The sequence below is a fragment of the Candidatus Krumholzibacteriia bacterium genome, assembly GCA_035268685.1.
In the GTDB taxonomy this organism is placed as follows: domain Bacteria; phylum Krumholzibacteriota; class Krumholzibacteriia; order JAJRXK01; family JAJRXK01; genus JAJRXK01.
In genome coordinates, this window is sequence record DATFKK010000110.1 from 19,644 (window position 1) to 31,452 (window position 11,809).

Below are 11,809 nucleotides of genomic sequence, written 5' to 3' on the forward strand. Positions count from 1 at the left end.
ACTACTTCTTCCGCCGCCGCGCGGGCTCGGGTTCGGGAAATGCCGAAGGTTCGACCTCGTGGAACCACGACGGGAGCTCGACCCGGAACAGTTGCTCGAACTCGCGGGCCCAGGTCACGGCCACGGCGTCGAGATCCTCGCCGAGCGAGGCGGCCACCCGGGCCGCCGTGTGTCGGGCATAGGCCGGTTCGTTGCGGCGACCGCGCCAGGGCTGCGGCGGCAGCCAGGGGGCGTCGGTCTCCAGTTGGAGGGCCTCGGCGGGCAGACCCTCGATCGCCTCGGGCAGATGCGCCTTGCGATAGGTGAACACACCGCCGATCCCCAGCTTGAAGCCCGCGTCGACGGCCCAGCGGGCGAACTCCCGATCGCCGGCGAAGGCGTGGAAGATCCCCCGGCGGGGTGGCAGCCCGGCTTCGAGGAGAACGGCCCGCGCGTCGTCGTAGGCATCGCGCACGTGGAAGACCATCGGCCGGTCGAGCTCCTTCGCGAGCTCGATCTGCGCCCCGAAGGCGCGGTGCTGGGCCTCGCGCGGGCTCAGGTCGCGGTAGTAGTCGAGACCACACTCGCCGATCGCGATCACCGAGTCGACGTGCTCGCGGATCCAGTCCTCGATCGCGGTCTCGTGGTGTTCGGCCTCGTGCGGGTGGACACCGGCCGTGGCCCACGCTGCGTCGTCTCCGGTGGCGGTGACCTGGGCCAGGCGATTCGTGACCCGGTCGAAGCCGACGTGGACGAAGCCCGCCACGCCGGCGGTCCGCGCGCGCTCACGGGTGGCTTCGCGGTCCTCGGCGAACTCGTCGCGGTAGAGGTGCAGGTGCGTGTCGATCAGAGCGGCCACGGGCGATCTCCTCTTCGGGCTCAGGCCGAGGCCGCGTGGGCCCCGTGGAGCGCGGCCTCGGTGCGGAGGAAGGAGTCGACCAGGACCAGACCCACGTTCACCATTCGGGCCAGATCGGACCGTGCGTCCAGCAGGACCTCGACGGCCTTCATCGCCCGGACGCCGTCGACCTGGCTGTCGGGCAACGACGCACGACGGGCATCGTCGAGACGGGCACCGGTCTCCCGACGGCCGAGCGCGACGAGGTCGGCGGCGACGAGGTCGACGACCCGCATCGCCACGTCGCGGGCGACACTCAGACTGGCGTCGCCGGCCAGCTTGCCGCCGCGTCCGACCGGAGGTTGGGCTTTGGCCACGCGTTCGCCCGCCCGGGCGAGAGACGGACGATCACCCCGGAGGAGCATGTCGAGGATCTGGTCGGCCCACCCGGCGAGTTCACGGGCGGCGGGGTCGATCAGGTCGAAGGCCCGGCGGGCGTTGCCTCCGGCCACCGCGGCCACGCGCGCCGCTTCGGTCGGATCGACCTCGGCCTCGCGCTCGAGGATCGTGGCGAGTTCCGCGTCGGACAACGCAGGCACCTGCACCCGCGCGCATCGCGAACGGAGCGTCGCCGGCAACAGGTGGGGCTGGTGGCTGCACAGCAGCAGCACCGCCGGGGCCGGCGGTTCCTCCAGGGTCTTGAGCAGGGCATTGGCCGCCGCGCGGTTCATGCGATGGGCGTCGCCGACCACGACCACCCGGTGGGCGGCCTCGAAGGGGCGCGCGTTGACGAAGCGGCGAATCGCCCGGACCGACACCGGCGCTGCGTCCTCGGCGTCGCCGATCGGGATGATGGCGCTGCTCGGCTGCCGGACGCGCGCCAGGGGCCAGCGAGCCTTCTCGTCGAGCAGTTCGCGGTAGTGACCCGAGGTCAGCGTGCGCTCGACGGGGAAGACCACGTGGAGGTCCGGGTGGGTGAGCTGGCGCACCTTGCGGGCCGCGGTGTCGCGTGCGGAGTCGTCGACGGGCAGATCACCGAACAGGCCACCGGCCGCGTCCCCTCCGCCGACTGGACGCAGCAGATCGATCGCGAGCTCGAGCGCGGCCGCTTCCTTGCCACTGCCCTCCGGTCCGACCAGGAGCACGCTCTGCGGCATGCGCTCCTCACGCGCGAGGGCCGCCAGACGGTCGAGCGCAGCACCGCGCATTCGGTCGGGTCGGAGTTCGTTCATCGGCTCCGGAGCCAGGCGTCGGGGTCGAGCGGTGTCTTGCCCTGCCGGATCTCGAAGTAGAGTTGTGTACCGTTCAGCGACCCGGTGTCGCCGACTTCACCCAGGACCTCTCCCTGCCGGACACGGGAGCCCTCGGTGGGGAAGATCGCGGAGGCGTGGGCGTAGAGCGTGTAGTACCCGTCGCCGTGGTCGACGATAATGCACTTGCCATAGCCGGGCAACCAGTCGACGTACTCGACGGTTCCCTCTGCCACCGCTCGGACCGGGGTGCCCATGGCGGCCTCGATGTTGACCCCCTTGTTCACCACGACGGTCTTGAACTCGGGGTGGACGGAGCGCCCGAAGGGCTTCAGGACGCGCCCCTCGACCGGCCAGGGCAACCCGCCGGCGCGCTCGGCGAAACCACTGCCGAAGGAGTCCTCGTCGGCCCGTTCGCGGCGCTGGCGTTCCAGCCGCGCGATCAGGTCCTCCATCTCGGCGGCCGCGTTCTCCATCTCGCGCAGGGTGGCCTCGTACGACACGCGCTTCTCGCGCAGCTCCAACAGAGCATCCTGGCGCTCGGTCTGCAGACGTGAGAGCTGGAGCCTGCGGTCCTCTGTCTCGCTGCGCGTGAAGTTGATCTCGGCCATCTGCGCGGCCAAGTCGGCGCGCCGGGCCCGGAGTTCGGTCCGGGCGTCCTGGACGTCCTCGATCAATGCCCGCTCGGTGCGGGCCACGTGGGTCCAGGCACGGACCCGGTGCGACAGCTCGCCCAGACTGTCGGCGGTGAAGGCCAGGGCCAACAGGGACCGACGCGGCCGCATGTAGATGGCCCGCAGACGCTCGGCCATCGCGTCGCGACGGCGCTCGACCCGCGCTCGGCTCTGGTCCAGCGACTGCTGCAGCGAATCGATCTGCGCCCGGATGCCGATCTCCTTGAGCGCGAGCCGCTCGAGGAGTTCCTGTGTGAGTTCGGTCTCGCGCTCGATCGCGTGCAGACGGGCGAGCTGCTGTTCCTCGTCGTTCGCCAGTGCGTCGGCGTGGGCCCGAGCCTCGGCGATGCGTTGCCGCAGCGACTGCAGCTCGGCTTCCTTGCCGCTGATCTCCTGACCGACCTCGTCGGCCAGGACACCGCCGGCACTCAACAGGAGAACGAGGATCCACCACGCGCCGCGCACCGCGACCTCCTAGAGACGCAGGTGCCGACGCAGGGCCACCAGGCTGCCTCCGGCTCCGAGAAGGGTGCTCAGGACCACGAAGCCCAGCACCTGTCCGGTGCCGAAGAAGAAGACCCCGTCGATGTGCTGCCGCACGAAGTGGCCCGCCACCAGCAGCACGCCCATGGCCAGGACCCCGGCCGCGGCCCCCTGCAGGGCTCCACCGATGACGAAGGGGGTACGGATGAAGGCGTTCGTGGCCCCGACCAGCTTCATGATCGCGACCTGTTCGGCACTCTCCTCGACGGTCAGGCGCACGGTGTTGCTGATCACGAACACGGCCGAGACGAGCACGATCACTCCGATGACGGCGGTCACGAGCATGAACACCGACGAGAATCGATCGAGCCTGCGCACCCACTCGATCTCGGCCACGACTTCCTCCACACCGGGATATCGGCCCAGCGATCCGGTCAGCGATTCGAGCCGCTTCGCGTCCTGCCCCAACGCGTCGAGCGAGAGCTCGAAGCTCGCGGGCAGGGGATTCGCCTCGAGCGCGTCGAGGAGTTCGGAGTCGTCGGCGATCTCGCCCCGGAATCGTTGCAAGGCCTCGTCGCGGCCCACGTAGCGCACCGCGTGCACTCCGGCCATCGACAGCAGGTCCTCGTGCAGCACGGCCTGATCGGCCTCGTGAATGTCGTCGCGCAGGTAGACGACCACGTCGATGTCCCCGCGCACCGTCTGGAGAATGCGATCGAGATTGATGCTGACGATGCTGAAGATCGCGAGCATGAGCAACGACGACCCCATGATCAGTACGGCCACCGTGCCGCTCAGCCGGCGGCGCACCAGGCCCACCATGCCCTCGCGCACGAGATAGCGCGCCTGCGTGCTATGCATCGCGCCCCCCCTGTTCCCGGGCGGGAGGATCGTCGCGCATGCCCTCCCACTGCTCCGGCGAACGTGCCACCGCGCCGTCCTCGTCGGCCCGCACGATCCGTTCGGCCAGCGGACGCGCGTGCTCGGGTCGGCGCGGCCGGTAGCGCTCGACGTCACTGATCACACGGCCGCCTTCGAGTGAGAGCACGCGCTGCCCGTACTGACGCACCATCAAGTGATCGTGGGTGCTCATCACGACCGCGGTACCCGCGGCGTTGATCCGGAAGAGCAGGTCGATGACCTCCTGGCTCACCTCGGGATCGAGGTTGCCGGTGGGCTCGTCGGCCAGCAGGATCTTCGGCTGGTTCACGATCGCCCGCGCGATCGCCACGCGCTGCTGTTCGCCTCCACTGAGCGTCCGCGCGATCTGGTTCCGCTTGTGGTACAGACCGACCCAGTTGATCACCCGGGCCACGTTGCGCTTGATCTCGGCCCGCGGAACACCGATCACCATCTGCGCGAAGGCGACGTTCTCCTCGACGCTGCGGTCGGTCAGCAGCCGGAAGTCCTGGAAGACCACGCCGATCTCACGGCGTAGCAGCGGGATCTCCTTGCGTCGCACCCGCGTCGACAGGAAACGCCCCACCTGGACCTGACCGTCGGTCGGACGCTCCTGCATGAGGACCAGTCGCAACGCGCTGCTCTTGCCGGCGCCGCTCGGGCCGACCACGAACAGGAACTCACCGTTGTCCACCGAGAACGAGACGTCCGAGAGCGCCGACGTGTCCCCGTAGCGGAGATTCACGTGGTAGAAGGAGATGATCTGCCGCATCTCCTGGTGCGAACGCGGCAGGGACGACCCGGGTCGTGGCGCGGAGTCGGGCATCGCGCCCTCCGGAACGGGCGTCGGGGGAGGATCGGATGCAGAACGCGGGGCAGCGACCATGGTCACCTGCGATCACCGGGGTCTCGGACGGGCCTCGGTGGACGCGAGTGCAACTCGGAGCCCATTGCCGTGGTCCGGACCGGTCCGGACACGCCGGCCCGTGGCTCAGGCCTTGACCTCGATGTAGAAGCGCTCGCGCAGGGAGTCCACGAAGCCCTCGAGCTCCGCCTCGGCCTTCTGCTGGAAGAGGATCTCGCGGATCCGTCCTTCGACCTCGTCGAAGGAATACACCTCTCCGCCCTGCCGATCGAGGAGTTTGAGAACGAAGAACCCGGCCGCACCGCCGATCGGGTCGGAGACCTCGCCGACCTGCAGCGTATCGACCGCGCCCGCGAAGGTCTCCGACAGGCGTTCGATCTCGAAGGTCCCGAGAATGCCGTCGTTCTCCCGGCTCTCGGGGTCGTCCGAGTACTTTCTGGCCAGCTCGGCGAAGTCCTGGCCGCTGCGGGCCTTCTCCGCCACCTCGGCCGCACGCTCACGGGCCGAGGCGCGCTCGGCCTCGGTGATCTCGACGGGCAGCAGGATCTGGCTGATCGCGACCTCGTCCTCGGTCCGCTCGGTTACGCGGATCAGGTGCGTGCCGAGCTCGGTGTTCACCGGTTCGCTGACCTGCCCCACGGGCAACGACCAGGCCAGTTCCTCGAGCACGGGGCTGAACAGGTCGCCGCGCCCGAAGGTGCCGACGGCACCCCCACGAGCGGCGTTCGGACCCTCGGAGTACTCACGGGCGACGTCGGCGAACGACGAGCCCGCGGCCAGGGCCCGGCGGATCTCGCCCAGCTTGCGCTCGATCCGCTCGCGGGTCGACTCGTCGGGCTGGGGCACCACGAGGATGTTCGCCAACTCGACCGAGGCGGAACGTCGCGGGAGCTGTCCGCGGTTCTCCTCGTAGAATTCACGGATCTCGTCGTCACGCACCTCGACCTCGGGACGGACGTAGACGTCGAGGATCCGGCCGGTGTACATGCGGTCGCGCACGAGTTCCCGGTTGCGGGCCTCGAGGTCCTCGTAGGTCAGGCCCGCTCGCCGCAATTCCTCCTCGAGCGCCTGGCGCGATCCGAAGCGCGACTCGACGTCTTGCATGGCCTGCCGTACGCCGGCTTCGAGTTCCTCCTCGCCCACCACGAGCCCGTCACGCTTGGCCTGGGCCACCATGAGCTTGACCTCGATCAAGCGGTCGAGCATCCGCTGGCGGACCGCGCCCGCGTCGTCGGGCGGCTCCTGGCCCATCGACTGCAGCTCGAACAGATAGCTCTCGATCTCGCGTTCGAGATCACTGAGCAGGATCGGCTCCTCGTCGACGACCGCGACGATGCGGTCGACCAGCTGCGGTGACCCGCCCGCCGGCGGAGAGGTCTCCTGGCCGGAGGCCGGGTAGCACAACAGCAGAAGGGTCGCGAAGGACAGTACGAGCGAACGGGTCATGATCTATCGTCCGAAGTTCACGGGAATGCCCTGCGGGTCTTCTTCCTCGACCGGGGCGTAGGTCGCCTTCATCAGGTGCTCGGGGGAGGTCTCGACCCCGTAGTCCGTCCGCCACTCGGCGACCTTCTCCTGGAAGAGCTCTTCTTCCTTGATGCCGCGGACCCGACGACCGACGTCCGAGCGGACCTCGTCGAGCAACGGCTCCTCGCGGGGGAGGAGTGTCTCGAGGCGGGCCAGCGCCCACTGACCGTCACCGATCTGGGTCGGCGAGGAGATGTCACCCTCGGACTGCAGACCGAAGGCGATGTCGCGGAACGGAGTCTCTGCATTCGGGGTCACGACGCCGAATTCTCCCCCGTTCGTCTTGATGTCGCTCTCGATGCAGTACTTCTCGACGGCTTCCTCCCAGGACATGCCACCCTGCACGTCGATGCGGGCGGAAATGGCGTCGGTCTCGGTCGCGGCGACCAGGGCGACGATCTCGCGACGCTCGGGCTTGATCCAGTCGTCGGAGTGCTCGGCCCAGTAGGCCTCGATCTCCTCGGCCGAGACCTTGACCTCGTCGGAGACGAGTTCGCGGTGCAGCCGCGTGACCATGGCCTGCTCCCGCCGGTTCTTGTACGCGTCCTGGATGGCCGGATCCTCCAGATAGCCCCGGGCCTCGGCCTCGATCGGCATCAGGTAGCGGATCGCGTCCTCCTTGAGCATGCGACGGAAGGTGCCCACCCCGCGCTCCTTGCGCGGACGTCCGAACACGCTGCTCTCGTTGAAGATGTCGACGTACTCGCGCAGATCGATCGTGCGGTCGGCGTAGCTGATCAAAACCTCGTCGTAGTACCTCGAATCGATCACCAGGGGCTCGAGTTCCTCCTGCGGTGTCGGCGGCTGCAGCGAAGCGTCCGGCGGCAGCGCGTCCCAGACGATCTTCATGGCCTCGTCGTTGATCGTCAGAGCGTACTTCTCGAAGACCTGATCGATGAACTCGACCTTGAGCAGCGCGCTCTCCTGCTTGATCACGCTCTCGCGCACGCGATCGCGGATCTCCTCGAGGGGCGGAACGCGCTGCATCGACACCTCGTCGACCCGGATCAGGAACCAACCGTAGATGGAATCGATCGGATCGCTGACCTGGCCCGTGGGGAGCTGGAAGACCTCGTACTCGAGGTCGTCGGCGATCGTGCCGTAGGTCATGGCGAGCGAGTAGTCGTCGGTCTGCTGATTCGGCGCGCCGGCCTCGAGACGCCGGGCCACGTCGTTCCAGTTCTCGCCACCCTCGACCAGGCGCTTGGCCTCCCACGCTTCCTCTTCCCAGTCGAAGAGCATGTAGCTCACGTCGAGCTTGCGCGGGAACTTCTCGTAGTAGTCGAGAATGTCCTCTTCGGTCGGGTCCTGCGCCGGGGCTTCGACGTCCTCGCTCATCTTCTGGACAGCCTTGAGCCGGGTCACCATCTCGGCCTGCTCGTCGGCACTGCCGTCGGCGTCCATGCCCAGCTCCTCGGCCTTCATCGCCATGACCTCTTTGTTGATCATGACGTCGAGGACCTCTTCACGGCCTTGCTGGGTGTTGATGTCCGAGGGGATGAACTTGGGGTCCATCCGGTTCATCGTGCGCTCGAAGTAGTCGAGCATGATCGTGCGGTCCCCGACGCGGGCGACCTCGATCTCGCTCTTCTCCGGGGACGAACACCCGATCGCGCCGGCAGCGACGAAGGCGGCGGCCAGGGCGACCAGACGGCGAGGGGAAGGGAAGTGGGGCGACATGGTGTTCCTTCCTGGATTCTCTCGAACGATGACGAAGACGGGAAAACGGGTTCCGGACGGATCGGTCCGGCTCAGGACCGCGACGGGACGCCGTCGGTGCCGGCCGCGCGCAGGGCATCGACCAGACGCGCGCTGACGACCAGGGCCGCGGGCAGCCACTGATCGCGCCCGACCTCGGCGGTCATCTGCAGTCCCTGGACGGCATTGAACGTCAACCGGGGCAGGCCGGTTCCACCGAGCAAGCTCTTGAGAATACTGGATTTCGGGGCCTGGTCTCCAGCGAAAGTGAAGCGAACCCCCTTCCGGAGGCCCTTCACCTCCTCCACGCCGGCCTCGAGACAGCGGAGCTTCAGGCGGGTGATGTCGAGAAGGGCCTGCAGCGGTTCGGGAGCAGGACCGAACCGGTCGCGCAGCTCCTCGGCGATCTCGTCGAGCCCGTGCTCGTCGGTGACCCGGCCGAGTTCGCGGTACCAGCGGATCTTGACCTCGGGGTCGGCCATGGTCTCGTCGGGCAGGTAGGCCGACACCCGCAGGTCGACCTTCACGTCCTGCAGGCGCGGCAGGCCCTCGCCCTTGAGAGAGCGGATCTCCTCCTCGAGCATCTTGCAGTAGAGGTCGAAGCCGATCGTGGCCATGTGGCCCGACTGGTTCTCGCCGAGGATGTTGCCCGCCCCGCGGATCTCGAGGTCGCGCATGGCCAGGTGGTAGCCGCTGCCGAGGTCGGTGAACTCCTGGATCGCCGACAGGCGCGCCCGGGCCTCGCGCGTGAGTTGCTGGCCCGACGGCACCATGAGGTAGGCGTAGGCCTGGTGGCGGCTGCGGCCCACCCGGCCGCGGAGCTGGTGCAGCTGAGACAGTCCGAAGCGATCGGCGCGGTCGATCAGGATCGTGTTCACGTTCGGCATGTCGAGGCCGCTCTCGATGATCATCGTGGTGACCAGGACGTCGGCCTCGCCCTCGACGAACTCCTTCATGATCGATTCGAGCCCGGTCTCGTGCATCTGCCCGTGCGCGGCCAGCACGCGGGCCTCGGGCACGATCTTCTCGACCATGGCCCGCACCGCGTCGATGGTCTCGACCCGGTTGTGCACGAAGAAGACCTGCCCGCCGCGGTGCATCTCGCGGCGCAGGGCCTCGGCGACCATTTCCTCGGAGAAGGGCACGACCTCGGTGTTGATCGGCAGGCGCTCGCGCGGCGGCGTGGCGATGATCGACAGGTCGCGCGCGCCCATCAGCGCCAGGTGCAGCGTGCGCGGGATCGGCGTGGCGCTCAGCGTGAGCACGTCGACCTCCTTGCGCAGCTGCTTGAGCTTCTCCTTGTGGCGCACCCCGAAGCGCTGTTCCTCGTCGACCACGATCATCCCGAGATCGCGGAACTGCACGTCTCGACCGAGCAGCCGGTGCGTTCCCACGAGGACGTCGACCTTGCCCTCCTTCGCGCGCTTCAGTACCTCCTTCTGCTGCTTCGGCGTGCGGAAGCGGCTGAGCACCTCGACCGTCACCGGGAACTCGCGGAGGCGCTGGGCGAAGGTCTCGCGGTGCTGTTCGGCCAAGATCGTGGTCGGGCACAGCACCGCGACCTGCTTGCCCTCCTGCACCGCCTTGAAGGCGCCGCGCATGGCGACCTCGGTCTTGCCGAAGCCCACGTCGCCGCAGATCAGGCGATCCATGGGACGTGGGGTCTCCATGTCGCGCTTCATGGCCTCGGCGGCGGCCAGCTGGTCGCGGGTCTCCTCGTGGACGAAGGAGTTCTCCATCTCGCGCACGAGGTGCGTGTCGGGGGAGTAGGCGTGGCCCGGCAGGGTCTGACGGCTGGCGTACAACGACAGCAGCTCCTGGGCCACCGCCATGATCGCCTTGCGCGCGCGCTTCTTCTGACGCTCCCACGTCGCCCCACCCAGCTTGTGCAGCTGGACCTCCTGGTCGTCGGGCACGTCGTAGCGCTCGACCAGGTTGAGCTTGTCGGTGGGCAGGTACAGGCGATCGCCGCCGGCGTACTCCAGCAGCAGGCACTCGGCCTCGGCGTCGTCGACCTCGATCACCCGCAGGCCCAGGAAGCGGGCCACGCCGTGGTCCACGTGCACACAGTGGTCGCCGGGCTTGAGCGCCTGGGCATCGGCCACGCGGCCGGTGCCGCGGAAGCGTGTCCTGCGGCCCGCGCGCCGTGTGCGCTGGAAGAGTTCGTGGTCGGTCCAGAGCGCGACCCCGGCGTCCTCCCAGACGAAGCCCGCGTGCAGCGACCCCACCTCGAGGGCGGGGCGGGCCGCGAGCCCGTCGGGCGCGGTCTCGTCGAAGAGTTCGGCGAGTCGCCCGGCCTGCGCGCGGTTGTCGCAGAACAGCACCGTGTCGACGCCCTGATCGGCGTGGCGGGCGACGTCGGTGAGCAGCTCGGCCACGCTGCCACGGTGGGACGGCTGCGGATGGGTCCGCACCTGCAGCACCGCCTGCTTCGCGGGCGGGCCCACCGGTCCCTCGACGTTCCCCGGGAGGACCACGTCGCCCATCCACACGTGGCGCAGGACGGCCGACTTTCGTCGCAGCTCGCCCACGGGAGCGATCAGCTCCTCCTCTCGCGGGACGGGATCGCCCCGCTGCAGCCGGTCCAGACGACCGCGGTGGGTCTCCTCGTCGAGCACCTGTTGCCGCTCGCCGAGATCCTCGGGGTCGATCCACACGACCGCGTCACCCTCGGTCAGGTAGTCGAGGTAGCTGGCCTGCGGGTGGAACAGCGGCGCCAGACCCTCGATGCCCGGGAAGTGCAGGCGGTCCTGCAGCCGCTCCATCATGTCGACCCGGTCGTCCTCGCCGACCTCGTCGTGGGCCTCGACCCGGGCCAGGGCCTCGATCAGCGTGTCGTCGTCGACGACCAGGGGCCCGGCGGGAAGGATCTCCACCCGCTCGAACGTGTCGCGGCTGCGCTGGTCGTTGGGTTCGAACAGACGCAGCGACTCGATCTCGTCGCCGAAGAGTTCGATCCGCACCGGCAGGGGATGGCGCGGGCTGAAGACGTCGATCAGTCCGCCACGGACCGCCATGTCGCCCGGCATCTCGACGAGTCCCGCGGCGCGGTAGCCCATCTGCGCCAGGCGCTCACCGAGGCTGTCGGTGTCGACCTCCTGTCCCACGCGCAGTTCCATGCGCGCGGCGCGCAGGGTCTCGCGCGCCATCACCTTGTGACGCAGGCCGTACAGGGTGGTGACGTAGAAGCCCGGCTCGCGGCGGTCGAGGTGGTGCAGCCCGGCCTGGATCGAGGCCAGGATGTCACGCGTGGGCGACTTGCGATCGAAGGGCAGGATCTCGAGCTCGGGCAGGTAGTGGACCGGCGCGACGTCGAAGGTGTTCAGGTCGTCGACCAGCGCCTCGGCCCGCGCGAGGTCCGGGGCCACGATCAGCCACACGCCCTCGGATTCGCGGTACAGCCCGGCCAGGGCATACCCCGGCGCTCCGCCCAGCAATCCCGAGATCGCCAGGTCCTGATCGGCCCGTCCCAGCAGACCGTCGACCCCGCCCAGGCCGTCGAGCCAGTCGTCGATACCGCCCGGGGCGGGCCCGCGCACGTTCTCGGCGGGTTCCATGGCGCCAAAGGCTAGAAAGGGAAGGGCCGGTCCGCCGC

Annotated in this window: 7 protein-coding genes and 1 pseudogene; all 8 read right to left on the reverse strand. The window is 68.9% G+C overall.

Features of this window, described 5'->3' with window-relative positions; genetic code table 11:
* Nucleotide 1: 1 nt before the first annotated feature.
* The 8 genes and pseudogenes from VKA86_10530 to mfd all read right to left on the reverse strand — a co-directional run bounded on the left by VKA86_10530 (nucleotide 2) and on the right by mfd (nucleotide 11,771).
* Nucleotides 2–838, reverse strand: coding sequence for a TatD family hydrolase (locus tag VKA86_10530; GenBank protein HKK71644.1), 837 nt, complete (start codon nucleotides 836–838; stop codon nucleotides 2–4).
* 20 nt (nucleotides 839–858) lie between these two features.
* Nucleotides 859–2,049: a hypothetical protein gene (locus tag VKA86_10535; GenBank protein ID HKK71645.1), complete on the reverse strand. Its 1,191-nt coding sequence runs from the start codon at nucleotides 2,047–2,049 to the stop codon at nucleotides 859–861.
* Complete coding sequence (locus VKA86_10540) at nucleotides 2,046–3,206, reverse strand: peptidoglycan DD-metalloendopeptidase family protein (GenBank protein ID HKK71646.1); 1,161 nt, start codon at nucleotides 3,204–3,206, stop codon at nucleotides 2,046–2,048. Before VKA86_10540 ends, VKA86_10535 begins: the two co-directional genes overlap by 4 nt.
* A gap of 9 nt (nucleotides 3,207–3,215) precedes the next feature.
* The gene (locus tag VKA86_10545; protein ID HKK71647.1) at nucleotides 3,216–4,085 is read right to left on the reverse strand and encodes a permease-like cell division protein FtsX; all 870 of its coding nucleotides are present in this window, start codon (nucleotides 4,083–4,085) and stop codon (nucleotides 3,216–3,218) included.
* 145 nt (nucleotides 4,086–4,230) lie between these two features.
* A pseudogene (ftsE, locus tag VKA86_10550) lies at nucleotides 4,231–4,896 on the reverse strand (cell division ATP-binding protein FtsE).
* A 219-nt stretch (nucleotides 4,897–5,115) separates the two neighbouring features.
* On the reverse strand, nucleotides 5,116–6,435 hold the full coding sequence (locus VKA86_10555; GenBank protein HKK71648.1) for a peptidylprolyl isomerase: 1,320 nt from the start codon (nucleotides 6,433–6,435) through the stop codon (nucleotides 5,116–5,118).
* Between the two features lie 3 nt (nucleotides 6,436–6,438).
* Nucleotides 6,439–8,196, reverse strand: coding sequence for a peptidyl-prolyl cis-trans isomerase (locus VKA86_10560; protein ID HKK71649.1), 1,758 nt, complete (start codon nucleotides 8,194–8,196; stop codon nucleotides 6,439–6,441).
* A 71-nt stretch (nucleotides 8,197–8,267) separates the two neighbouring features.
* Nucleotides 8,268–11,771 carry a transcription-repair coupling factor gene (gene mfd / locus VKA86_10565; protein HKK71650.1) on the reverse strand — a complete coding sequence of 1,168 codons (3,504 nt, stop codon included), beginning with the start codon at nucleotides 11,769–11,771 and terminating at the stop codon, nucleotides 8,268–8,270.
* Nucleotides 11,772–11,809 lie beyond the last annotated feature (38 nt).

Excerpts from the sequence above, each read along its gene's own strand:
- mfd (HKK71650.1), bottom strand. The coding sequence starts at position 11,771 with ATGGAACCCGCCGAGAACGTGCGCGGGCCCGCCCCGGGCGGTATCGAC.
- VKA86_10545 (HKK71647.1), bottom strand. The coding sequence starts at position 4,085 with ATGCATAGCACGCAGGCGCGCTATCTCGTGCGCGAGGGCATGGTGGGC.
- VKA86_10535 (HKK71645.1), bottom strand. The coding sequence starts at position 2,049 with ATGAACGAACTCCGACCCGACCGAATGCGCGGTGCTGCGCTCGACCGT.
- VKA86_10555 (HKK71648.1), bottom strand. The coding sequence starts at position 6,435 with ATGACCCGTTCGCTCGTACTGTCCTTCGCGACCCTTCTGCTGTTGTGC.
- VKA86_10560 (HKK71649.1), bottom strand. The coding sequence starts at position 8,196 with ATGTCGCCCCACTTCCCTTCCCCTCGCCGTCTGGTCGCCCTGGCCGCC.